Source organism: Massilia litorea (assembly GCF_015101885.1).
Taxonomy (GTDB): Bacteria; Pseudomonadota; Gammaproteobacteria; order Burkholderiales; family Burkholderiaceae_D; genus Telluria; species Telluria litorea.
The window spans coordinates 734,200-757,990 of sequence record NZ_CP062941.1; the positions used below are offsets into that span (position 1 = coordinate 734,200).

Annotated in this window: 18 protein-coding genes; 8 read left to right on the plus strand and 10 right to left on the minus strand. The window is 64.9% G+C overall.

The genetic code is table 11. The features are described 5' to 3' along the window. Window positions 1-60: 60 nt before the first annotated feature. The 4 genes from mnmC to acpA all read right to left on the minus strand — a co-directional run bounded on the left by mnmC (window position 61) and on the right by acpA (window position 5,041). A complete protein-coding gene (mnmC, locus tag LPB04_RS03240; protein WP_193687355.1) occupies window positions 61-1,716 on the minus strand; it encodes an FAD-dependent 5-carboxymethylaminomethyl-2-thiouridine(34) oxidoreductase MnmC in 1,656 nt (551 codons plus the stop codon). Then, entirely contained in the window at window positions 1,713-2,279 is a 567-nt protein-coding gene (locus LPB04_RS03245) for a DNA-3-methyladenine glycosylase I (protein ID WP_193687356.1), read from the minus strand. Before LPB04_RS03245 ends, mnmC begins: the two co-directional genes overlap by 4 nt. A gap of 164 nt (window positions 2,280-2,443) precedes the next feature. Further along, window positions 2,444-3,187: a DUF4142 domain-containing protein gene (locus tag LPB04_RS03250; RefSeq protein ID WP_193687357.1), complete on the minus strand. Its 744-nt coding sequence runs from the start codon at window positions 3,185-3,187 to the stop codon at window positions 2,444-2,446. A 207-nt stretch (window positions 3,188-3,394) separates the two neighbouring features. After that, window positions 3,395-5,041 (minus strand): acid phosphatase, encoded by a 1,647-nt coding sequence (gene acpA / locus LPB04_RS03255; RefSeq protein ID WP_193687358.1) that lies wholly within the window; start codon window positions 5,039-5,041, stop codon window positions 3,395-3,397. 159 nt (window positions 5,042-5,200) lie between these two features. On the opposite strand from acpA, the gene LPB04_RS03260 reads away from it, so the two are divergent. Further along, on the plus strand, window positions 5,201-5,482 hold the full coding sequence (locus LPB04_RS03260; RefSeq protein ID WP_193687359.1) for a hypothetical protein: 282 nt from the start codon (window positions 5,201-5,203) through the stop codon (window positions 5,480-5,482). Window positions 5,483-5,485: 3 nt separating this feature from the next. On the opposite strand, the gene LPB04_RS03265 is transcribed toward LPB04_RS03260, so the two are convergent. Further along, window positions 5,486-7,897 (minus strand): sensor domain-containing protein, encoded by a 2,412-nt coding sequence (locus LPB04_RS03265; protein ID WP_227496602.1) that lies wholly within the window; start codon window positions 7,895-7,897, stop codon window positions 5,486-5,488. A gap of 238 nt (window positions 7,898-8,135) precedes the next feature. On the opposite strand from LPB04_RS03265, the gene LPB04_RS03270 reads away from it, so the two are divergent. From LPB04_RS03270 to LPB04_RS03280, 3 genes are all read left to right on the plus strand, one after another. Continuing rightward, window positions 8,136-8,534: a hypothetical protein gene (locus LPB04_RS03270; protein ID WP_193687361.1), complete on the plus strand. Its 399-nt coding sequence runs from the start codon at window positions 8,136-8,138 to the stop codon at window positions 8,532-8,534. 96 nt (window positions 8,535-8,630) lie between these two features. Then, the gene (locus LPB04_RS03275; protein WP_193687362.1) at window positions 8,631-9,863 is read left to right on the plus strand and encodes an MFS transporter; all 1,233 of its coding nucleotides are present in this window, start codon (window positions 8,631-8,633) and stop codon (window positions 9,861-9,863) included. A gap of 188 nt (window positions 9,864-10,051) precedes the next feature. After that, window positions 10,052-12,052 carry an MHYT domain-containing protein gene (locus LPB04_RS03280; RefSeq protein WP_193687363.1) on the plus strand — a complete coding sequence of 667 codons (2,001 nt, stop codon included), beginning with the start codon at window positions 10,052-10,054 and terminating at the stop codon, window positions 12,050-12,052. A 77-nt stretch (window positions 12,053-12,129) separates the two neighbouring features. Here LPB04_RS03280 and LPB04_RS03285 read toward each other — a convergent pair whose 3' ends face one another. Beyond that, complete coding sequence (locus LPB04_RS03285) at window positions 12,130-13,647, minus strand: coniferyl aldehyde dehydrogenase (protein ID WP_193687364.1); 1,518 nt, start codon at window positions 13,645-13,647, stop codon at window positions 12,130-12,132. Window positions 13,648-13,659: 12 nt separating this feature from the next. Next, the gene (locus LPB04_RS03290; protein ID WP_193687365.1) at window positions 13,660-14,892 is read right to left on the minus strand and encodes an NADH:flavin oxidoreductase/NADH oxidase family protein; all 1,233 of its coding nucleotides are present in this window, start codon (window positions 14,890-14,892) and stop codon (window positions 13,660-13,662) included. 183 nt (window positions 14,893-15,075) lie between these two features. Between LPB04_RS03290 and LPB04_RS03295 the strand changes: the two genes are divergently transcribed. The 4 genes from LPB04_RS03295 (at window position 15,076) to LPB04_RS03310 (ending at window position 19,171) form a co-directional block, all read left to right on the plus strand. Beyond that, window positions 15,076-15,498, plus strand: a complete 423-nt coding sequence (locus LPB04_RS03295) for a MerR family transcriptional regulator (protein WP_193687366.1) — start codon at window positions 15,076-15,078, stop codon at window positions 15,496-15,498. A gap of 167 nt (window positions 15,499-15,665) precedes the next feature. After that, window positions 15,666-16,103: a hypothetical protein gene (locus LPB04_RS03300; RefSeq protein ID WP_227496603.1), complete on the plus strand. Its 438-nt coding sequence runs from the start codon at window positions 15,666-15,668 to the stop codon at window positions 16,101-16,103. Between the two features lie 158 nt (window positions 16,104-16,261). Next, the gene (locus LPB04_RS03305) at window positions 16,262-16,726 is read left to right on the plus strand and encodes a hypothetical protein (RefSeq protein ID WP_193687368.1); all 465 of its coding nucleotides are present in this window, start codon (window positions 16,262-16,264) and stop codon (window positions 16,724-16,726) included. Window positions 16,727-17,002: 276 nt separating this feature from the next. Beyond that, window positions 17,003-19,171, plus strand: coding sequence for a putative bifunctional diguanylate cyclase/phosphodiesterase (locus LPB04_RS03310; protein ID WP_193687369.1), 2,169 nt, complete (start codon window positions 17,003-17,005; stop codon window positions 19,169-19,171). Between the two features lie 66 nt (window positions 19,172-19,237). On the opposite strand, the gene LPB04_RS03315 is transcribed toward LPB04_RS03310, so the two are convergent. The 3 genes from LPB04_RS03315 to LPB04_RS03325 all read right to left on the minus strand — a co-directional run bounded on the left by LPB04_RS03315 (window position 19,238) and on the right by LPB04_RS03325 (window position 23,776). Next, on the minus strand, window positions 19,238-20,011 hold the full coding sequence (locus tag LPB04_RS03315; RefSeq protein ID WP_193687370.1) for an enoyl-CoA hydratase: 774 nt from the start codon (window positions 20,009-20,011) through the stop codon (window positions 19,238-19,240). Between the two features lie 156 nt (window positions 20,012-20,167). Further along, entirely contained in the window at window positions 20,168-21,364 is a 1,197-nt protein-coding gene (locus LPB04_RS03320) for an acetyl-CoA C-acyltransferase (RefSeq protein ID WP_193687371.1), read from the minus strand. 15 nt (window positions 21,365-21,379) lie between these two features. Beyond that, complete coding sequence (locus tag LPB04_RS03325) at window positions 21,380-23,776, minus strand: 3-hydroxyacyl-CoA dehydrogenase/enoyl-CoA hydratase family protein (protein WP_193687372.1); 2,397 nt, start codon at window positions 23,774-23,776, stop codon at window positions 21,380-21,382. Between the last annotated feature and the right edge of the window lie 15 nt (window positions 23,777-23,791).

Consider the following 23,791-nt stretch of genomic DNA (forward strand, 5'->3'; position numbering starts at 1 on the left):
CTTAGGAAAATTATACGCCCATCGGGCGACACAATTCAGCTCGTACCGGCTTTGAAACGCTTAATCAGGCGCAAATGTTGTCGGAATACGACCGGTGCGGCGAGCCCGCAACACGAAACGGGCCGGATCGAGGGCATCGGCCAGGTTCGCTTCCAGCGGCAGCGGTTCGTTTTCCAGCCGCGATGCCAGCAGTTCGGCGCACAGCGGCGCCCAGATCAGGCCGCGCGAGGCGTAACCGAGCAGGCTGAATAAACCGGGATGGCGCGGCAGGTCGCGCAGGCGCTCGGTGCTGCCGGCGGCCTCGAAGTCCGGCAGCGCGCCGACCAGCGGCAGCCGGTCCGGCGCCACGCTGCGAAAACCGACGCGTCCGCGCAGCGGCGCACCGGCGCCGGCGTCCGGACTGGAAACCAGGGCGCGCAAGCGCTCCAGGTTTTCCTGCTGGCTGGACGCGCGCAGCCGCGGGTCGGTGTCGAGGTCGTAGGTGGCGCCGGCGCAGGCGATGCCGTTCGCCGCCGGCGTCAGATAGGCTTCGCGGCACAGCACAAAAGGCAGCTGCGGCAGCGTGCCGGCATCCAGGTGCGTCACCTGGCCGCGCAGCGCGGACAGCGGCAGGCGCGCTGCTTGCGCAAACCCGGTCGATGCCGCGCCGCCGGCCAGCACCACGGTGGCCGCGCGCGCGATGATGCCCTGCTCGCCGCGCACCTCCCACTCCGCCCCAACACGCGCGAGCGTCACGCTGCCGACGCCGAAACGCCGGGTCAGGCGTGCGCCGCAGGCGTCGAGCATGGCGTCGCAGACGCTGCCCGGACGCGCCCAGCCGCCCTGGCGGAACAGCCAGGCGCCATCCGGCGCCGGCAGGCCGAGCAGCGCCCCTGCCTGTTCCGCTTCCAGCCATTGCGCGAAGGCGCGCGGATAATGGCCTGCGGCGGCGATCGCGCGCGCGGCCTCGGCGTGGCCGGCGTCGCGCGCGAGCTGCATCACGCCGCAGGCCGCGCCTTCGATCTTGCTGCCGATGCCGCCCAGGGTTTCCCAGTAGCGCAGCGCGTACAGGTAGGCCGCGCGCGTCAGACGGGTCGGGATGTTGTCGTCTTTCGAGAGCAGCGGCATGAAGATGCCGGCCAGGTTGCCCGAGGCTTCACGGGCCGGTTCCGCATGGCGCTCGACCAGGGTCACTTCCCAGCCGCGCGCACACAGGCGCTCGGCAGCCGCGCAGCCGGCCAGTCCCGCGCCGATCACGATCGCGTGACGTGCCGGTACGGGAGGAAGCGCAGGGCGCGGCTTGCGGCTGGCAAAGCGCGCCCCGCTGCCCTCCAGTACGAAGCCCTGCGCCATCAGGGCCGCCACCTGCTCCTGCTCGAGCCAGTCGAAGGCGAGACGGGCGTCGACGGCCGCCAGCCGCGCCAAGCCGCGCGCAAAATGGGTGTTCGGTCCACGCAGTCCATCGAGCTGGACGAAGTCGATGCGCGCCGAGAGCTGGGCCAGGGCCGCCTCGAACGATGCGTTCAGGAGGTCGAGCGTGACGCCGGCGTCCTCCTGCGGAATGCGGTGAAAGCCCGGCAGCAGGCCGTCGGCCAGTGCCACGATGTGCAGGCGCGCCGGACGTTCGGGATCGAGGCGCCAGGCGTCGATCAGCGCGGCCACGCGCCTGCCGTCGCCGTAGCGCGTGTCGAAGACCGTGTAGCGTTCGCGGCCCTGCCAGAAGCGCGTGGGGTTCACGCCGCTCCCGCGTAACGGAAGCAGGACGGATGGTGGTCGTCGACCATGCCGATGCCCTGCATGTAGGCGTAGACGATGGTCGAGCCGACGAACTTGAAGCCGCGTTTCGACAGGTCTTTCGAGAGGCGGTCGGACAAGGGGGTCTTGCTCGGGCGCGTGCCGTCGGCCCAGTCGCCGACGAGTGGCTGGCCGTCCACGTAGGCCCACAGGTAACTGTCGAGGGTCTGCCCTTCGGCGCGCAAGTTCAAATAGGCGCGCGCGTTGGCGATCGCCGCCGCCACTTTCAGGCGGTTGCGCACGATGCCGGGATTGGCCAGCAGCTCGGCCACCTTCGTATCGTCGTAGCGCGCGATCTTCTCGGCATCCCAGCCGTCGAAGGCGGCGCGGTAAGTCTCCCGCTTATTCAGGATGGTTTCCCAGGACAGGCCGGCCTGGGCCCCTTCCAGGTTGAGCATCTCGAACAGGCGCCGCTCGTCATGGCAGGGCACGCCCCATTCGTGGTCGTGGTAGTCGAGGTAGCGGGGATTGGCCGGGTTGGCCCAGCGGCAGCGGTGGGTCGTCATGGCGTGAAGTATACGTCAGGTCGCATCACCGTGCGATGGCGGAACCTTGCCGCCCGACGAACAAAAAGCGCGCCCCTGAATCGCTCCCGGCGCGCGCTTGTCGACGCCGCTGCGGCCAGGGCACGCCCCGGCAACAGCGATATCGCTACTGCTTGTTTGCCCGCTTATTTGCCGGACGTCGTACCGCTCTTCGCAGCCGGCATCTGCTGGGCAGCCTTCAGGTGCTGTTCCACCGTCGGCATCATCTTCGTTGCCAGGCCCTTGACCTCGGCATCCTTGGCGCTCTTTTCGTTCTTCTTCAGCATGGCCAGGGCTTCCTTGTGGCCGCCCGTGCCGCCCATCTTCATGTACTCGCGGTCGAACTTGTCGCCTTCCAGCTTGGCCAGCTTGGCCGACATGGCCTTGTGCTTGGCGTCGAGCTCGGTCGGCAGGGTGATGCCCTTGGCCTGCGCCACGGTCTGCACTTCGCTCAGGCCCTTGGTATGGTCGTCGATCATCTGCTGGGCGAAGGTTTTCACTTCCGGATTCTGGCTCTTGCTCTGTGCCATCTTGCCCATTTCGACTTCGGCCATGTTCACCATCGCCATGTCCATGACGGCCTTGCTGTCGGTCTTGCTCATCTTCGCGCTGCCCGAGGCGGTGGCGCCCGCGGTGCCCGACTGGCCCGAGGTCGATTCCGACATACCGGTCGCGCCGGAGCCGGTGCTGCCGCTCATGCCCGCGCCGCTCTGGCCATGCATGGAGTGGCCTGCCATGCCGGCGCTGTTCTTGCCGGTCGCATCGGTCATTTTTTCGGAACCCGCCTTGTCTCCGACGACGGGCGTCTGTGCCTGCACGCCAAAGCTGGCGAACATGGCGGCTGCAGCCGACACGGCGAGCAGTCCCTTCAACGCTTTATTTTTTTGCATGATGCTCTCCTGGGGTTGGGGAAGGAGCCGGCATCACGTCTCCGATGCGCCGCTCCTGTTGATTACTTTGGCAAGATATTCAAGCCACCGGGCAGTGTATCGCCGCGTTCCACAACCGAGCGCGCGGTAGCCTTTTGGCAATATTGTCGAGAGAACGAACATGAAAAAAGCCGGCGCAGGGCCGGCTTCGGGATGCATGCGACCTCGTCAGCGGAAGCTGAGCGTGGCCGTCAGGTCGCCCGGTCCGCGCGCGCCGCGTGCCGCAAACGCGGCGTCGCGCGCGGCCAGTCCTTCCAGGCGCGGCAAGCCGTGCAGGCGCGTAATAAAACGCAGGATCGAGGTGGTGTCGTAGAAGTTGTGGTCCACTGCCCCCTTCTTCGCATGGGGCGAGACGACAATCGCCGGAATGCGCGAACCCGGTCCCCAGCGGTCGCCCTCGGGCGGCGCCACGTGGTCCCACCAGCCGCCGTTCTCGTCGAAGGTGATGACCACCACCATGTCTTTCCACTGCGGCGATTTTTTCAGGTGCTCGATCACGTTGGCGACGTGGGCGTCACCCGATTCGACGTCGGAATAGCCCGCATGCAGGTTCAGGTTGCCCTGCGGCTTGTAGAAGGACACAGCCGGCAGCTTGCCGGCGATGGCGTCGGCAATGAAACGGTTCGAGATCGGGCTGTCGCCCAGGCCGCCGTCGCGCAGGTGTTCGGCGCGCGCCGCCGTGCCCGGAGCGAACTGGCGGAAGTAATTGAACGGCTGGTGGTGGTGCTGGAAGTTCGGCCGCTGGCCGGCGCCGCGTCCATCGATCGCCGCCTGCCAGGCGCCGCCGTACCAGGCCCAGCTCACCTTCGCGCGCGACAGCAAATCGCCGATCGTGTCGTAGCCTTGCGGCGGCAGCACCGACGGGTCCTGCGGATCGGCGCTGTCGGCGTCGCCGCCGGCGGGCGGCCGCACCCAGCTCGGTTGATACGGCGGCGCCATCGTGTTGACGGCATAGCCGTCGGGCGTGATCGCGCCGTTGTTGACGAACTTCGGCTTACCGTCGAGCGCGGACTGCGGCGAGTCCGGCGCCACGGCCAGGCGCTTCCCAAGCGGCCCGTCTGCCAGCACGGCGATCTTCTTCTTCGCCGGCGTCTCGGCGGCGTTGAAGAATTCCGGCGTGCGTGCGCTGATCAGGAACTGGTGGTTCAGGTAGGAGCCGCCAAAGGCGCCCATGAAGAAGTTGTCGCACAGCGTATAGTCGCGCGCGATCTGCCACAGCCCCAGGTTTTTACTGGTCTCGCCGTAATGGCCCATCACCAGCGCGCCCGAATCGCCCCAGGCGACAAAGCCGTCGTTGCGGCCGCCGTTGATCTGCATCTGGTTGTGATAAAAATTGTGCACCAGGTCGCGCGTGACGAGCGCTTCCGGTAGCGGCTTGCCTTCGGCATCGACCAGCTTCCACGGCCCGTTCGGCAGGTCGACGATCTTGTCCTCGCCGATCAGGTAATCCTTGCCGCCGATGTCCTGGCGCCCGGGCACCATGCCGCCCCAGATCTTCGGCAGCACGGGCAGGATCGAGCCGTCGCGGTCGCGCTGCAGCGCACTATCCGGGAGCGGCGCGGCCAGGCCCGGGAAACCGGCGAACAGGTTATTAAAGCTGCGGTTTTCGAGAAAGATCACGACCACGTTCTTGACATGGGCCTTGAGCTTGGCGTCGAGCGAAGACCCCGGCTTCATGGCAGGGCGCGGCGCGGCTTCGGCGGCAGCGGGCAGGCCGGCGCCGAGACCGACGGCCGCAGCGGCCTGGAAGATGCGCCGGCGCGACGGGCTGGCAGGCGCTTGCGCCGGAGGGGCTATGGGGTCGCGGTCATGCATGGGATGCTTTCGTTGCTGGACGGGGAAACGGCGATTATCGCTTTTTTCTTGCCGCCTGAAAATATTGACGGGAGCGCTGATGCGGGTCGCGGGCGCCGCTGCCGTATGAATCGGCGTAGATTCGGACACGCGGGTTCACCGCACTGGCAGGAGGCCATCATGTTCAACGAGCCGAATCCGGGCACCGCGTTTCGCGGCCTGCCCCTGAGCGTGCAGCAAGAGCGCGAAATCACCCATTTCATCGAGGCGCGCAGGCGCGCCGGCCAGGACTGGGATACCCCGGAGCTGGCCGCGCTGATCCGCGACATGCTCGATCCGCCCGAACTGGGCGACGAAGACGGCGCCGATCTCGCCGACAGCACCGCCGCCGAACGTTTCGTCGCACAGCACGAAGATGCGAACGAGGATGAACGCGAACACGACGCCGGCGGCGCCCCCTGACGCCTAGCCTGCCGACAAGCGTTCGCGCAGGGCCGCCAGCGGCAAGGGCCGCGCGAAGTGATAACCCTGGGCCTCGTCGCAGTCGGCCGCGCGCAGGAATTCGACCACGTCGTCCGTCTCCACCCCTTCGGCCACCACGGCCAGTTTGAGGGCGTGCGCCATGTCGACGAAGGCCTTGACGAAGTCGAAGGCGCTGATGCGCTCGTCGTCCTGCAGCACGAAGGAGCGGTCGAGTTTGAGCACGTCGATCGGGAAGCTGCGCAGGTAAGCCAGGCCCGAATAGCCGGTGCCGAAGTCGTCGACCGCCAGTTTCACGCCCAGTTCGTGCAGCTCGCGCAGCATCAGCGCGGTGCGCTCGATATCGGCGATCAGCGCGCTTTCGGTCAGTTCCAGCTCCAGGCAATGCGGCGGGATGCCGGACTCCTGCAAGGTTTGCCGCACCTCGCCGACAAAGGTCGCATGCGCCAGCTGGCGCGCCGAGACGTTGACCGAGACGCGGATCTCGCGCTTGAACTCCGTCATCAGGCGCATCGTCTGCATGCAGGCTTCGTGCAGCACCCAGCGTCCGATCGGCGCGATCAGGCCGGTCTCCTCGGCGATCGGAATGAATTGCGCCGGCGAGACGAGGCCGCGCCCGGGATGGTTCCAGCGGATCAGGGCCTCCATGCCGACCATCTGCATGCTGCGCAGGTCGATGCGCGGCTGGTAGTGCAGTTCGAATTCACCGCGCGCCAGCGCAGGGCGCAGCGAGGTTTCCAGCGCCATCCGTTCGCGCGTGGCAAACGCCATCTCGGGCTCGAAGAAGCGGTAGCGGTTGCGCCCGGCCGCCTTGGCGCGGTACATGGCCGTATCCGCGGCCTGGAACAGCTGCTCCTTGCTGAGGCCGTCGAAGGGATACAGGCTGATGCCGATCGAGGCGCCGATGATCACATCCTGCCCGGCGATCGTGATCGGCGCGGTCAGCACGTCGAGCAGTTTTTCGGCGATGCGCGCGGCCGCGCCCTGGCCGCTGCTGCAGTGGGCCGCGATCACGAATTCGTCGCCGCCCAGGCGGGCGATGACGTCGCCCGGACGGATCACCCGGCGCAGGCGCGCCGCCACTTCGCACAGCAGGACATCGCCGAACTCGTGGCCGAAGGAGTCGTTGATTTCCTTGAAGCGGTCGAGGTCGAAGAACATCGCGGCCACCGTCGACTCGCGCGGGCAGGTATCGAGCAGGCGCTGCACGCGTTCGTTCAACAGCGCGCGGTTCGGCAGGCCGGTCAGCGTGTCGTGGGTGGCCAGTTCGCGCAGCCGGTTCTGGGTTTCCTCACGCTCGGTGACGTCGCGGATGATGGCCTGGTAATACTCCGCGCCGCCATCCTCGAAGCGCGAGATGTGCACGTCGGCCGGGAAGGTGCTGCCGTCCTTCCTGCGCTTGGTGATGCGCAGCAGCTGCGTTTGCCCCTCTTCCAGCGCCAGCGCTAGGCTGTCCGTATAGGTGTAGCCGCTGTCGATGTCGGGCACGCGCAGCCGCAGGAATTCTTCTTCGGTATAGCCGAAAACGCTGCACGCGCGGCCGTTGGCGGCGACGATGAACAGGTCGCGGTCGGCGATGACGATGCTGTCGGCCGCCTGCTGGAACAGGTTGCGGTAGCGCTGCTCGCTCTTCTTCAGCGCCTGCTCGGCGTGGTGCTTGAAGCTGATGTCGTGGAAGTACACGGACAGGCCATCCTCGCTCGGATAGGCGCGTACCTCGATCCAGACGCCGGACGGTTCCCAGAAGGTTTCGAAGGTACAGGCCTCGCCCGTTTCCATGGCGCGCTGATAATAGCCGAGCGAGGGAGAGTCGCGCAGGTCGGGCGCGACCGCGAGCAGGTCCTTGCCGATGCTGGCGTCCACGTCGACGTCGACGAAAGCGCCGGCCTTGCGGTTGGCATAGGTGATGCGCCAGTCGCGATCGACGGCGAAAAACGCGTCGCCGATGCTTTCCAGCATGACCTGCTGCAGCTGCCGCGATTTATCGAGTGCCTGGCGCGCCGCGTGCTGTTCGGTGACGTCGCGTCCCGTCGCATAGGTCACCTGGCTGAACGCGCACCAGCGCACCGAGACCGACATCATGATCACGCGACCGTCCTTGCGCACCCAGCGGCTCTGCAGGTCGTGCCGGATCGACATGCCTGCGCGCAGGTCCAGGCGCAAGGTCTCGAACAGCCCGCGCTCTTCGGCGCCCAGCAGCTCGGCGTAGCGGCGCCCCACCAGTTCCTCCGGACGGTAACCGAGGATGTCGAAGGTCGCCGCGTTCACGCGCAGGAAGCGGCCCTCGGCGTCGATGAGGGCGATCAGGTCGAGCGAATTCTCAATGAGTGCGGTGTTTTCTTCGGCCAGCCGTGCCAGGTCCGCCGTGGTTGTCTTGTCGTTCAATTCGAATCCCATGTGCTGCCGTGTCCGCCACTGAATGCGGCGAGCCGCTCAGGTTAGCGCACGCGCCCCGGAGACTAAATGGCATTCTGGTAACTGGCTGAAATATTCCTTTCTTTGTAGAAATTATGAGACGGTTTGCGTGGCGATGTAACAATTCTGATTGCCGGACACGCCTAACCAAGCGTGTTGGCAAGCGGGCGGGTGGCGGCGTAGACTGCTTCTCCAGATGGAATGCCGAGAGAGACAGCAAGTGCAAGCCGACAGACGAAGCGTTGAACGACCCAGGATCGCCCTGGCGGCCATCACGCGCGAGAGCGTGCGCGAACTGGTCGACACCGAAGCCGCCCACCTGCGCAATGCGGTGGCCCATGGCCGTAACCCTTACCAGGTGCGCCTCGACCAGCACGACCAGATCGTCGCCTACATGGCCACGCTCAATCCGCTCGACCTCGAACGCTTTTCCAGCCTGTACGAACAGGAAGCGGCCGCCGCGCGTGCCGCAGACGCCCGCCGCGACGAATGGCGCCCGATTTCCGGGCCGCTTGCCGTGCAGGCCGGGCAATCCGGCGAGATCATGCGCATCGGTCCCTGGGCAGTGGCGGCGGCCGGCGTGGTGGCGGCCATGGCGGCACTGATCCTCAAGCGCTAGCCTGCTCGTCTGCCGGTGCCGGCGGCCCAGTGGCAGACGGCCGATGCCGGAACGCGCTATGCTTCGGTTCGCGCATTTTTTTGGCAACGCCGAACCATGACAGCACCTCTCCCGAAAGCCGGCACGCCGGACGCCGCAGCTGCACCTTCCACTGCCGGGCAACAGCCGCACGGTTTCCTGCTGCCCATCGTCGGCGGCGCGGCGGTCGCCCACCTGCTCAACGACATGATCCAGGCGATGCTGCCTGCGATCTATCCTCTTCTTAAAACCAATTTCGCCCTGAACTTCGGGCAGATCGGCATCATCGCGCTCGTCTACCAGTTGACGGCATCGCTGCTGCAGCCCTGGATCGGCTTTTATACGGACAAGCATCCGAAACCCTGGCTGCTGCCCCTCGGAATGGTGATGACCCTGATCGGCATCGGGCTGCTGGCCACCGCCGGCAGCTATCCGATGCTGCTGGCCGCGGCCGCCACCATCGGCGTCGGTTCCGCCACCTTCCACCCGGAAACCTCGCGCATCGCGCGCCTCGCCTCGGGCGGCCGGTTCGGCACGGCGCAATCGACCTTCCAGGTCGGCGGCAACAGCGGCAGCGCCATCGGCCCGCTCGTCACGGCCGCCATCGTCATTCCCTACGGCCAGGCTGCTGTCGCCTGGTTCATGGTCGTCGCCCTGGCGGCGATCCTGCTGCTGTCGCGCCTGACGCGCTGGGTCATGCACCACGGCACAGCCAAGGCGAAAAGCCTCTCGCACGGCCACCATGAAGGCCTCGACCGCGCCGGCGTGATCCGCGCCGTGATCGTCATCTGCATCCTGATGTTCGCCAAATTCGTGTACATCGCCTCGTTCACGAACTATTTTACGTTTTACCTGATGGAGCGCTTCGGCCTCGGCGTCCAGCACAGCCAGATGTTCCTGTTCCTGTTCCTGGCGGCGGTGGCGGCCGGCACCTTTGCCGGCGGCCCCGTCGGCGACCGGATCGGCCGCAAGGCCGTGATCTGGATCTCCTTCCTCGGCGTCGCGCCTTTCGCGCTCGCGCTCCCCTATGCCAACCTGTTCTGGACGGCCGTGCTGGCCATCACGATCGGCCTGGTGATGTCGTCGGCCTTTGCGGCGCTCGTCGTCTATGCCCAGGAAGCGGTGCCGGGACGGGTCGGCATGGTCTCGGGCCTGATGTTCGGGCTCATGTTCGGCATCGGCGGCATCGGCGCCGCCTGCCTCGGCAAGCTGGCCGACACCTATGGCATCGTCTGGGTGTACGGCGTGATTTCCTTCCTGCCGCTGCTGGGCCTGGCGACGGCCTTCCTGCCCACTACCCGGAAGAAATAGACTGGACGGTGCAGGCGGAACAGCAGCCTTTACCCTGGCGCTGTTGCATCCCCGCGCCAGATTGCATCACAGCACGAATTGCCGATAGGAAATCTACTGCGGCCTGAGCCGTCGCCGTGTAGACTTGCTCCCTTGTCTTCATTTCCAACCTGGCGGGCAGTTTTGCCCGCTGAGCTATCGGGTTTGCCATGTCTCTTGGCCATTACGAACCGACACTGGTCATGGTGTCGATCCTGGTCGCGGTTTACGCATCGTACACGGCGCTGAGCCTGGCCGAGCGCGTGCGCCATTCGCACGGCCGCGCCACCTACTGGTGGATGGCGGGCGGCGCCTTTGCCATGGGTACCGGCATCTGGGCCATGCACTTCATCGGCATGCAGGCCTACCGCCTGCCTTTCCCGGTCGGCTACGACACCGGCATCACCTTCATTTCCTGGCTGCTGCCGGTGCTGGCCTCGGTGCTGGCCCTGTCGCAGATCAGCCGCCCGGCGCCACGGGCCTCCCATTTCGCGCTCAGCGCGGTGCTGATGGGCATCGGCATCAATGCCATGCATTACACCGGCATGGCGGCCATGCGCATGCGTCCCGGCATCGAATACGACCCGCTGCTGTTTGCCTTGTCGGTCCTGATCGCCATCGGCGCCTCGGCCGGCGCCCTCTGGCTCGCCTTCCACCTGCGCCATCGCATGCAGCACGCCGGACTGGCCCAGTTCGCGGCCGCGCTGGTGATGGGCGGCGCCATCGTCGGCATGCACTACACGGGCATGGAAGCGGCCCATTTCTCGCCGGGCAGCATCTGCCTGGAAGCCGACGTCGGCATCAGCCAGGATTTGCTGGCCGGGATGGTGACGGTGACCGCCCTGCTGCTGCTGACGATCGCCACCCTGGTCGCCGTCTACGACTCGCGCCTGGAAGACCGCTCGCGCATCCTGGCCGCGTCGCTCGCCACCTCGGCCGAACGCCAGACCCTGTACCTGCATGAACAAAAGGCGCGCGTGGAAGCCGAGCGCCTGTCCGACATGAAGGACGAATTCCTCTCCACCCTCTCGCACGAACTGCGCACGCCTTTGAACGCCATGCTCGGCTGGGCGCAGTTGCTGATGGACGGCGGCAAGGACGAAAAGATGCTCAAGCGCGGCCTGCAGACCATCGAGCGCAATGCGCGCGCGCAGTCGCAGCTGATTGAAGACATGCTCGACATGAGCCGCCTGATCGCCGGCAAGATCCGGATCGAGGTCGACCGCACCTGGCCGTCCGACTTCATCAGCGCCGCGGTCGAGACTGTGCGTCCGGTCGCCCTGGCCAAGGGCGTGCGCCTGGAAATGCTGATCGAAAGCCATGCCGGCCCGCTCGCGGCCGACGCCGGCCGCCTGCAGCAGGTGATGACGAATTTGCTGTCGAACGCGATCAAGTTCACGCCCGGCGGCGGCGCGGTGCGCGTCAGCTCGAAGCGCGCAGGAGACACGATCGTCATCGAGGTCACCGACACCGGCATCGGCATCAAGCCGGAGTTCATGCCCTACGTGTTCGACCGCTTCCGCCAGGCCGATTCCTCGTCCACGCGGCGCCACGGCGGCCTCGGCCTGGGCCTGTCGATCGCCCAGCAGCTGGTCGAACTGCAGGGCGGGCGCCTCAGCGCGGCCAGCCCCGGCGAGGGCGAAGGCGCGACCTTCACGCTGACCATGCCGCTCTCGAGCCAGGACGACACCCCGGCCGCGCCCGACTGCCTGCTCAAGCCGCACGACCTCGACGCCGTACGCGCCAGCAGCGGGGCCCTGGCCGGGCTGACGATCCTGGTAGTCGACGACGAGCGCGATTCGCTCGACATCGTGCACTACGTGCTGGCCGACATGGCCGCCACCATCGTCACCGCCTCGACCGCCTACGAAGCCCTGCAGATGATCGACCGCCTGAAGCCGGACCTGATGGTGAGCGACATCGGCATGCCGGGCATGGACGGCCTGGAACTGATCCGCCGCGTGCGCGCATCGAACAACCCGCAGGTGGCCGCCGTGCGCGCCCTTGCGCTGACCGCCTTCTCGCGCCGCGAAGACCGCCTGCGCTCGCTGGAAGCGGGTTTCGACGAATACCTGTCGAAGCCGGTGGCGCCGGCGGAACTGGTGCGCGCGGTGCTGACCTTGTGCGACAGCGCGCTGCACAGGCCGGCGCCGCAGCCGAAGCGGGTCTAGCCGGACGGCCGTCAAGAGGCTGTCATATTCCGGAGCGAAGATAGCCCTGTTCGCAAGAACACGGCAGCGTCGCTGCCCTACCGGCGCCGGCGGTCGGGAAACATACCGGCACCAGATTCCCCCTCCGTCACCTGGCGGGGCGCCGGCCGCTGCCGGCCCTTGCCGCCGCGGCCCAGGTACAGCGCCAGCATCCTGTCGGCAATGCGTCCGAAAGGGGCATGCAGCAGCCGTGCGAGACTCCAGCGTCCTTGCGCATAGACTCCCTTCCCATGGCTCATGGCCCTGAAGCCCTCGATGCCGTGATAGGCGCCGATGCCGCTCGGCCCCACTCCGCCGAAGGGCAAGTCGTCCTGCGCAACATGCATCAAGGTATTGTTGATGCCGACATTGCCTGAAGTCGTGCGCCGCAACAGGCTCCTGCAATTGCTGTCGTCCGGGCCGAAATAATAGAGTGCGAGCGGCCGCGGACGCGCGTTCACGTAGTCGACGACCTCGTCCAGGGTACGGTAGGAGAGCACCGGCAGGATGGGGCCGAATATCTCTTCTCGCATGATGTTCATGCTGTCGTCGACGTTCAGGACCAACGTCGGCGCGAGCGTCCGAATGCGCCTGGCCGCGCTGGCGGGATCGACCCCTGCTTCGATCACGGTGGCGCCCTTGTCCCGGGCATCGTCCAGCAGCCCGCGCAGCCGCGCGAGGTGGCGCTCGCTGACGATCGAGGTGTAGTCGGCGGCGGTCGGGCCCTCGGGATAGAAGGCGGACACCGCATCCTGGTAGCGCGCGACGAACTGCGCCAAATCGTCCACATGCACCATGGCGTAATCCGGCGCCACACAGGTTTGCCCGGCATTCGACAATTTGCCGAACACCAGGCTCGACACCGTACGCGCGTCGCACTGCCCCGGCGCGACGACTGCCGGGCTCTTGCCGCCGAGTTCGAGCGTGACCGGCACCAGGTTGTCGCTCGCGGCCTTCATGACCTTGCGCCCCACTTCCGTGCTCCCGGTAAAGACCAGATGATCGAAGGCCAGGCCGCTGAACTGCGCCCCGACCTCGGGGCCGCCCAGCACCACCGCCACTTCGTCCGTCGCGAAACCAGTAGCCAGCATCCGCTTCATCAGTTCGCTCGTGCGCGGCGTCAGTTCGGACGGCTTGATCATGGCGCGGTTTCCCGCGGCCAGCGCGGTTGCGAGCGGGATCATCGCCAGCGAGAAGGGATAGTTCCAGGGCGCCATGATGCCGATCACGCCTTTGGGCTGGTACGTCACATAAGCGCGGCCCGGCCGGTACGACAGGGCGACGTGCCTGCGCTCGGCCTGCATGAAGCGGCGCAGGTGGCGCAGCAGGTAATCGATGGCCCCGACCACCCCCATCAGCTCCATGAGACCGGTCTCATGGCGGGACCGGTGTCCGAAGTCGAGGCTGATCGCGCTCTCGAGTTCGGTCCGGTAATCGAGGACCAGGGCGCGCAGCCGCTTCAGGCTGTCCTTGCGTTCGGCGAGCGTGGGCGGCCCCTCCGCGAGAAAGGCGCTGCGCTGGCGCAGCAGCGTCATGTGCATCAGCTCCTCAGGGAGTATTTTGGGCATTGCGGTCATGGAAACTCCTGTTCAAGTCGCCTGGCGCCCGATCCAGCGGCGGTAGCGGCGCGTTTTAATCATCGTGTCGAGCTGCTGTTCGATGAAGGCAAATGCCGGCCCGACGCCGGGGTTCGTCGACTTCCCTTTGCTCAGGCGGCGCATCTGGTGCTTGACCATCGCCATGTAGGCCAGCGATGCCAATACCTTGCTCTTCCATGCGATCGCACGCAGCATCGGCGCGCTGGACTTGCCCGCTTGCCATTCGCGCGGCAGGTTCGGGTTCAGGGCCAGCGCGGTGCCGATCCCGACCATGGCGACGCCGCTGTCCAGCACCTGCTCGGCAACGGGCATGCGGCGAATCCCGCCGGTGACCATGACCGGCATGCGGGCGACCGCGGCGATGTCCCGGGCGAACTCGAGAAAATACGCTTCCCGCGCCAGGGTGCGGCCGTCGCGCGCCTGGCCGTGCATGGCCGGCGCCTCGTAGCTGCCGCCGGAAATCTCGATCAGGTCGACGCCGAGCGGATTGAGCAGCGAGACGACTTGCCTGGCGTCCTCGGGACTGAAACCGCCGCGCTGGAAGTCCGCCGAGTTGAGCTTGACCGAGAGCGCAAAGGCCGGACCGACGCGGCCGCGGATGTCCTTGACGATGTCGACCAGCAGGCGCGCCCGGTTCTCGAGCGCGCCGCCCCAGCGGTCGGTACGCCGGTTCGTGATCGGCGACAGGAACTGGCTGACCAGGTAGCCATGGGCCGCATGCACCTGCACCCCATTGAAACCGGCTTGTTCGGCCAGCACCGCCGCGTTGACGAAGCGCTCCCTGACTTCCTTGATCTCGCGCTCCGTCATTTCACGAGGCGCCGTAAACTGCTTCGAGAAATTCCCCATGTCCATAGGAACGGCAGAAGGAGCGACCGTATCCTGGCCCAGGGCGGCCGGCATCTGGCGCCCCGGGTGATTAATCTGCATCCAGATCTGGGCGCCGCGGGCGCGGGCAAATTCGGCCCAGCGCTGGAAGCGCGCCTGGTGTTCCCCGGATTCGAGCACGACGCCACCGGGTCCGGTCATGGCACGGCGATCGACCATGACGTTTCCGGTGATCATCAAGCCGACCCCGCCCTCGGCCCAGGTCCGGTACAGGCGGATCAAGTCGTCGGAGGGCGCATGGTCGGCATCGGCCAGGTTTTCCTCCATCGCCGCCTTAGCGAATCGATTCGGGATAACGGTGCCGTTTGGCAAAGTCAGTGGGGAAAATGGGTTCATTCGATGCTCCTTGTGTGCAATATGGAGCATCCTAAGGTTCAAGTGAACTTGAAGGTCAAGCGAAAAATTATTGTGTCGCGTAATCTCCACGCGACGCACTTCGCCGACCCTGTTGACATTCAAGTTAACTTCACGTGTAGAGTCGGCATGCACCGTTTTTCCGTTTTTCCCCACGAGACCCCCATGAAAATCAGCGAGCTCGCCAAACGTACCGGCCTCACCCCATCGACGATCCGCTTCTACGAATCGAAAGGATTGTTGAAATCGGTAGGCCGCCTGTCCAACGGTTACCGGGAGTATCCGCTCGAAGCCGTCGCCATCCTGTCGATCATCATCAATGCCCAACAGACCGGCTTTACGCTCGACGAAATCAGGCAGGTACTGCCTGCCAACTCCACCAACTGGCGGCATGACGAGCTGGTCGCCATGCTGACGAAGAAACTGGAGGACATCGAATCGATGGAGCTGCGGCTGGCGCAAAACAAGGCGCATCTGCGCACCCTCATCGAGCTCATCAACTCGAAACCGGACGACATGGCCTGCGAGGAGAATGCGGCCAGGGTCATGGACACGGTCGGCATTCCAGACCAGAAAAAACTTTCCTGAATTTTTCGCTTGACCTTCAAGTTTGCTTGAAGCCTAGGATCGCGTCCAGGGTGAACGATGGTGCCGCCTGGCGGCACACGACGACACCCGCGCACCATGAGTGAGGGGCCTTGGCCACCTCATGGAATCCACTGAAATCTTCATATCGATCGAATCCTCCCCTTTCCGTGATCCAGGCCGCGGCGCCGGAGCTGGACCTGGGCTGGTTCAGGACGCTTCCCAAGACCAGGGTCGATGTCGGCTTCGAGACGTATTCGCCCAATTTTGCCTTTGCCATTGCCGATAGCGGGACGGGCAAGACCGACGTCGTCTTCGAGGGCCGCAAACTGCCCGATCTGTCGAACGAGGTCACGCTCGTCAAAAACAGTTTTATCAATACCGATCGACAGGATCGACTGACTTCCGGCTACGCCGTTTCCCGCCAACTTCAGCATGCGTCGAGCAAGGAGAAAGAGGCCGTCACGCTGAGGCTGGGAGAGGGAAGCTTGTCGGCCTATATCAAGGCGCTGAAGCTGGGGAAGATGCTGAAGTACGAATATGTTCCTGATTTCCAGAGTGCCTTGTATGCACCGGCACCGCTGGCTCTTGCTTCTGAAGGGAAGTAGTTCGACTGGGCAGCGGACGCGCACTGCCTGTCGCGCCGCCTGGCGCCACTCCGTACGATATCGAACCGAAGCACGCGGCGCGGCGGGGTAATGTCGCAAGACAACCCCGGCAGTGCGGGCACCGCCGCCGTCGATTCAACTTTTACAGGAGAGCGTTCATGCAACGACAGATCGCCGCCATGGTAGGCGGAGTCATCGCGGGAGTGGTGACGAGCGCAGTGATGTTTGCGGGCCGCAAGAGCGGCGTATTGACCAAGACGCTGGACCGGGATGCCGTCGACTGGATCGACGACAAGACGGGTTCGCGCGCGGTGATCGGCGACACCGGCACCAGCGTCGTCGAGTTCGTCAATCACCTGGGCGCCTCGGCCGCCTTCGGTGCGGGCTACGCCAAGATCCAGGATCTCGCGCCTTCGGTCTCGCCGGTCGCACTCGGTGCGCTGTACGGCACGGCGCTGTACGCCGTCAACATCGGCGCCATCGCACCGGTGCTCGGCATCACGCAAGGCGAGATCAAAGCGGGCCCGCGCAAGGCCGGCGAGCGCTGGGCGATCCACGTGCTGCAGGCGGTGGTGACCGCCGTCGTCGCGGATCGCCTGAGCTCCGCTAGCACGGATTACTAGCCCCCAGGGCAGACCTGCCTGCGTACATGGGCGTTGGTGCCGGAAAGATTTCTTTTCGGGGTCAGGTTTTGTCACGCGGCAGTTTTGCCCCTTTTTGTTTCCTGGAACATCGCGCCTTTCGGTAGCACGATTCAGGCGTGCCTTGCCTTGTCTCTCCTATCCACTGCGGGTAGACTGGGGACGAGACATCAATGACTACGCTGCAATTGCGCTCGACCGAGTCAGGCATCGCGGCTCACTTCCTGCCGCCGATCGATCACCGATGCCGGAGCGCCCATGAATCTCATGCTGAACGAACCGGGACAGATGCAGTTGGTCCCCCTCGCATTTCTGCTGGCAGCGGCAATTTCCGCTTATACGGCCATGCAGGCTCTGCTCGTTGTCTTCTCCGGCTATCGTCGTGGCCTGTACAGTTTTTACGCTGCGATGAGTATCGCCGTAACGCTTTTGTTCCTGGTCGATCACCGCTTCTATATGGCAGACGCGCCCGCGGTCACGGCCCGGCTCACGCAGTGGCGCGTGGCGTTTGCGCTGGCATTTTATCCGGCCCTGTTTGGATTCATCGCGATCTATACCGGACAGGAACGCTACCGCCGCTGGCTGTTGCTGATGACGATCGCCAGCGCCGGTCTCGTCGCCCTCAATTTCGCCATGCCCTATAGCTTGCGCTTCGACTCCCTGGATAGCGTACGAGTGCAATCGATGCCCTGGGGGGAAACTTTCGCACTGCGTTATGGGAGCATCAGTCGCTGGAATATCGTTTCCAGGTGCCTGACGACGACGGTCCTGCTATGGGGCCTGGCCAGGTCCGCCCATCTCTACCGGCATGGCGCCCGACGCGCTGCAATCCTGCTGGGCCTGGCGCTACTGGCCATGCTGGCGGCGTCGGTATCGAGTTTGCTGGTCGACCTTGGGCGTGTCCAGTTTCTCTATTTGGGCGGCATTGCCTACTTCGGGCTGATCCTGTTCATGAACTTCTCGCTGGGAATGGATCTGCACGAAATGAACCGTGCATTGGAAAGGACTTCCAAACAGCTGCAGCACCAAATCACGCTACGCGAAAGGACCGAAGAATATATCCGGCAAATCGGCTTTCGCGACAGCCTGACCGGGCTCCCCAACCGCGCCAAGCTGGACGAACAGCTCGATCTGGTGTTGCGACAGGAAACCGGCAGCAAGCACGGCGCGCTGATCATGCTTGGCCTGGACGACTTCAAGACCATCAACAATGTGCTTGGACATGACGTGGGCGACACCGTCCTACAGCTGGTGGCACAGAGGCTGGGAGCTTCCGACATAGAAGGCGGATTACTTACTCGCTATGGTGGAGACGAATTCAGTTTCCTGTTTCCCGATCTTGCCTTCGATACACGCGAGCCGACGGAGGTGGCATGCGACATTGCAAGTCGCTGCCTGCATATCTTGTCCCAACCATTCGCGTTCAATGACAGGACGCTTGACGTTGGGGCATGTGCCGGCATTTCGGTATTCGCCTACCCCTCCCCGTTGGCAAAGAAGCCTCTGCAATGCGCGGAAATGGCGCTGGCGCGTGCCAAGTCCGCCGGGCGCGGCAGCATCCAGCTATATGAATCCGGGATGCAGACCGAACTGGCAGAGAAGCACGAGCTCGAGCGCGACATGCGCATTGGCCTGAAGCGAGGCGAATTCCAACTCTATTACCAGCCTCAAGTGGATTTTCAGGGCAATGTCCTCGGTGCCGAAGCATTGCTGCGCTGGCGGCATCCCGGCAAAGGGTTCGTTTCGCCCGCTGTCTTCATCCCGATCGCGGAACGGAGCGGCTTCGTTCACGACCTGGGAACATGGGTGTTACAGCAGGCGTGTGAACAGGTTGGACAGCTGGCCCGAAACGTCCCGGCCTTTGACGGCCACATTTCCGTGAATATCAGTAACTGGCAAATCAACCAGAGAGGTTTCGATAGCCACGTCCAGGACATCCTCGCGAACGCCGGGGCGGACGCCTCCCGCCTGACGCTTGAAATAACGGAAAGCCTGTTCATCCACGACCTGAACGACGCCATCGCGCGGATTAACGCCTTGCGCGCTCTCGGCTTACGCTTCAGCATCGATGACTTCGGCACCGGGTATGCGTCCTTGTCCTACCTGCGCCGGCTGCCGATCGATGAACTAAAAATCGACCAGAGCTTCGTCAAGAACCTGGGCATGAACGCCCGCGATACCGACCTGGTCGAGACGATCGTCCGCATTGCGCGCCACATGGACATGCAGGTGGTCGCAGAGGGTGTTGAAAACGAGACGCAACGCGCCACGCTGGCGAAGATGAATATCTGGGCGCTGCAGGGCTATTACATCGCGCGGCCGATGGACAAGGACGCGTTTCTGGCCTGGCTCACCGAACGCCGCGAAACAGTCTCACCGCCCGGCAGCAGCATCCCTGCTGGCGCCAGGTCCGACATTCGGACATGACCTCCGCCTCACTGCAGCGCTACAGTTGAGTGCGTGTCCGAATGTCATCCCTGTCCCTGATTTTGCTCAATCGAACTTCGAAAAGTCCGGCTTGCGCTTCTGGAAGAAAGCCGTGAACGCTTCCTTCGCCTCGGCACCGACCAGCATGGCGCCGAACTGCTTGTTTTCGACATTCATCGTCTCAGCGACGATGGCCGCGCGCGGACGGCGCATCAGGGCCTTGGTGGCGCGGATCGAGGCGGCAGGCAGCGCCACCAGTTTCATCGCCTGGCCCTGCGCGAAGGCGAGCAGCTCGGCGGCCGGAAGCACTTTGGCAACGATGCCCATCTCGAAGGCTTCCTGCGCCGTAAACGCTTCGCCCAGCATCAGCTTCTCGGCGGCGCGGGTGTAGCCGGCGGCTTGCGCGACGAGCAGGGACGAGGCGAATTCCGGGCACAGGCCGAGCTGGGTAAACGGCATCGAGAACCTGGCGTTGTCGGCGCAATAGACCAGGTCGCAGTGCATCAGCATCGTGGTGCCGATGCCGACCGCGGCGCCGGCGACGGCGGCGACGACCGGCTTGGTGCAGCCCTCCAGCGCTTTCATGAACTGGAAGACCGGACGGTCTTCGGTCATGGCGCCGTCGCCGGCGTTGTTCAGGAAGTCGTCGAGGTCGTTACCGGCGGTGAAAATCTCTGGCTTGCCGGTGATGAGGACGGCGCGTACTTGCGGGTCCTGCTCGGCGTCGAGGAGCGCCTCGGCCATGGTCGAATACATGGCGCCGGTGATGGCGTTCTTGCGCTCGAGGCGGTCGAATTCGATGGTCAGAACACCGTTGGTTTTGGTCGTTTGAATGCTCATGATGTTTTTGTCTCCCGGGTTTTCAGAAGCACGAAAACGCGTGGGCACAAGTGCCCACCCTACGTTACGCGACGGCCGTAGGGTGGGCACTCGTGCCCACGCGGTGATACGTGCCGGCCGCATCAACGAACACGCTGACACGGCCACTGTTCACAATTAAACGCGCTCGATGATACCGGCCGCGCCCATGCCGGCACCGACGCACATCGTCACCATGCCGTATTTCAGGTTATTGCGGCGCAGTGCGTGCACGACGGTCGCGGCGCGGATGGCACCGGTTGCGCCCAGCGGGTGGCCGAGGGCGATCGCGCCGCCCATCGGGTTGACCTTGCTGGTGTCCAGGCCGAGGTCGCGGATCACGGCCAATGCCTGCGCGGCAAAGGCTTCGTTCAGTTCGATCCAGTCCAGCTGGTCCTGGGTGATGCCGGCGGCGGCCAGCGCCGCAGGAATCGCGACCTTCGGGCCGATGCCCATGATCTCCGGCGGCACGCCGCGCACGGCGAACGAGGAGAATTTAGCGAGCGGAGTCAGGTTGTGCTCGCGCAGGATCTTCTCGCTGACGACGATCAGGGCGCCGGCGCCGTCCGACATCTGCGACGAGGTCGCGGCGGTGACGGTGCCTTTCGCCGCGAAGACGGGCTTGAGCTTGGCCATGCCTTCCGGGCTGGCGTCGGCGCGCGGGCCTTCGTCGAGGTCGACGGTGCGGCGCTTGACCGAGATCTCGCCGGTCGCCAGGTTCGGCGTGCGGGTGATGATCTCGACCGGGGTGATCTCGTCCTTGAACAGGCCTGCCTGCTGGGCCGCGATGGCGCGGCGGTGCGATTCCAGGCCGAATGCGTCCTGGTCTTCGCGCGACACTTTCCACTGCTGGGCGACCTTCTCTGCGGTCAGGCCCATGCCGTAGGCCAGGCCCACGTTCTCGTCCTTAAAGGTGTCCATGTTGATCGACGGGTGGTGGCCCATCATCGGCACCATCGACATCGATTCGACACCGCCGGCGATCATCACGTCGGCTTCGCCGACGCGGATGCGGTCGGCCGCCATCGCCAGGGCGGTGATGCCCGAGGCGCAGTAGCGGTTGACGGTCACGCCGCCGACCGTGTTCGGCAGGCCGGCCAGCACCACCGAATTACGGGCGATATTAAAACCCTGCTCCGCTTCCGGGAACGAGCAGCCGACGATGGCGTCGACGATCAGTGCCGGGTCCAGGTTCGGCACGGCGGCCATCGCACCGCGGATCGCGGCGACCAGCAGGTCGTCCGGACGGGTGGTCTTGAACATGCCGCGTGGCGCCTTGCCGATCGGGGTGCGGGTCGCTGCGACGATGTATGCGTCTTGAAGTTGTTTGCTCATGTCATTCGTCCTTGATTAGTTCCGCACTGGCTTGCCGGTCTGCATCATGCCCATGATCCGCTCTTGCGTCTTCGGGTTGTTCAGCAGTTCGATGAAGGCTTTACGTTCCATGTCGAGCAGCCACTGCTCCGACACCACGCTGCCCTGGTCGACGTCGCCGCCGGTCACGATCTCGGCGATCATGTCGCCCAGCTTGTAGTCGTGGGCCGAGATGAAGCCGCCGTCACGCATGTTGACCAGCTGGCCGCGGATCGTCGCCCAGCCGTAGCGGCCGGTCACGGTCACAGGGCGCTGCAGCGGTGCGCGGTAGCCGGCGTCGAACATCGCGCGCGCCTGGACCTTCGCCACGTGCAGCAGCTCGTAGGCGTTGAAGACGATGATGTCGTCTTCCTTCAGGTAACCCATTGCCTTCGCTTCCAGTGCCGACTTCGACACCTGCGCGGTGGCGGCGTTGGTGAAACCGGTCTTCAGGAATTGCAGGATGTCGTTGCCCTTGGCTTCCGTGAAGGCGCGCACTGCCGCTTCCTTCAGGCCGCCGCCGGCCGGCACCAGGCCGACGCCAACTTCGACCAGGCCGATATAGGACTCGATCGAGGCGACACGCTTCGACGCGTGCAGGGCCATCTCGCAGCCGCCGCCCAGCGCCAGGCCGGCGACAGCCGCCACGACCGGCACGTTCGAGTACTTCATCTGCATGAAGGTGTCCTGCAGTTCCTTGACGATCGGGTCCATCGCTTTCGCGCCGCCGGCCATGAAGGCAGGCAGGGCCGATTGCAGGTCCGCGCCGGCCGAGAAGGCGCCGCCTTCGGTGGCGTCGGTATTCCAGATCACCAGGCCCTTGAAGTTCTTCTCGGCCTCTGCGAGACCGCGCTTCAGGCCCTGGATCACGCCGTCGCCGATGACGTGCATCTTGGTCTTGAGCGAAATGATCAGGACCTCGTCGCCGGTGTGCCACAGGCGCACCGAGTCGTCCTCGAACACGGTGGTGCCGGCGGTTTTCGCGTCGGTGACGCCTGCGCCCAGCACCGGTGCACGGAAGGCCTGGCGCTCGTACACGGCCAGGGTCGAGCGCGGCACATAGCTGTTCGATGCGGCCGAGTACGAACCCTCGACGGTGTGCACGCCCTTCTCGGCGACTTGTCCCTCGAAGACCCATGCTGGCAGCGGGGTGTTGGTCAGCGCCTTGCCGCTATCGATGTCTTCCTTGACCCACTGCGCGATCTGGGTCCAGCCGGCGGCTTGCCAGGTCTCGAACGGACCGACGCTCCAGCCGAAGCCCCAGCGCATCGCGAAGTCGATGTCGCGCGCGTTGTCGGCGATGGTGTCGAGGTGCACTGCGATGTAGTGGAAGGCGTCGCGGTAGATCGCCCACAGGAACTGCGCCTGCGGGTTGGTCGATTCGCGCAGCGCCTTGAACTTCTTGACCGGGTCCTTTTCCTTCAGGATGCGCGCGACGATGTCGGCTGCCTTGCCGCCGCCTGCGACGTATTCGCCGGTCGCAAAATCGAGGCGCTGGATGTCCTTGCCGACTTTCTTGTAGAAGCCGCCGCCGCTCTTCTGGCCCAGGGCGCCCTTCTCGATCAGTTTCGACAGGACTTCAGGCGTCTTGTACACGCTGAAGAACGGATCGTCCTGCAGGGTGTCCTGCATGGTCTTGATCACGTGGCCCATCGTGTCCAGGCCGACGACATCGGCGGTACGGAAGGTGCCCGACTTCGCGCGGCCCAGCTTGGCGCCGGTCAAGTCGTCGACCACGTCCACCGACAGGCCGAATTTTTCGGCTTCGTGGATGGTGGCCAGCATGCCGAAGATGCCGACGCGGTTGGCGATGAAGTTCGGCGTGTCCTTGGCGCGCACGACGCCTTTACCGAGGGTCGATGTCAGGAAGGTCTCGAGCTGGTCGAGGATTTCCGGATTGGTCGACGTGGTCGGGATCAGCTCGACCAGGTGCATGTAGCGCGGCGGGTTGAAGAAGTGGACGCCGCAGAAGCGCGCCTTCAGGTTCTCATCGAAACCTTCGGCCAGCTTGTTGATCGACAGGCCCGAGGTGTTCGAGGCGAAGATCGCGTTTTGGGCGATGTGCGGCGCGACCTTGGCGTACAGGTCGTGCTTCCAGTCCATGCGCTCGGCGATCGCTTCGATGATCAGGTCGCAGCCGGCCAGCACGTCGAGGTTGTCTTCGTAGTTGGCGACTTCGATCAGCGATGCGTCATCCTTGTTGCCCAGCGGGGCCGGCGACAGTTTTTTGAGGTTCTCGATGGCGCGCAGCACGATGCCGTTCTTCGGGCCTTCCTTGGCCGGCAGGTCGAACAGCACGACAGGCACCTTGGCGTTGACGCAGTGCGCAGCGATCTGCGCGCCCATCACGCCCGCGCCCAGCACGGCGACTTTCTTGACGGTGAAATTGGTCATGGTTTTTATCCCTTG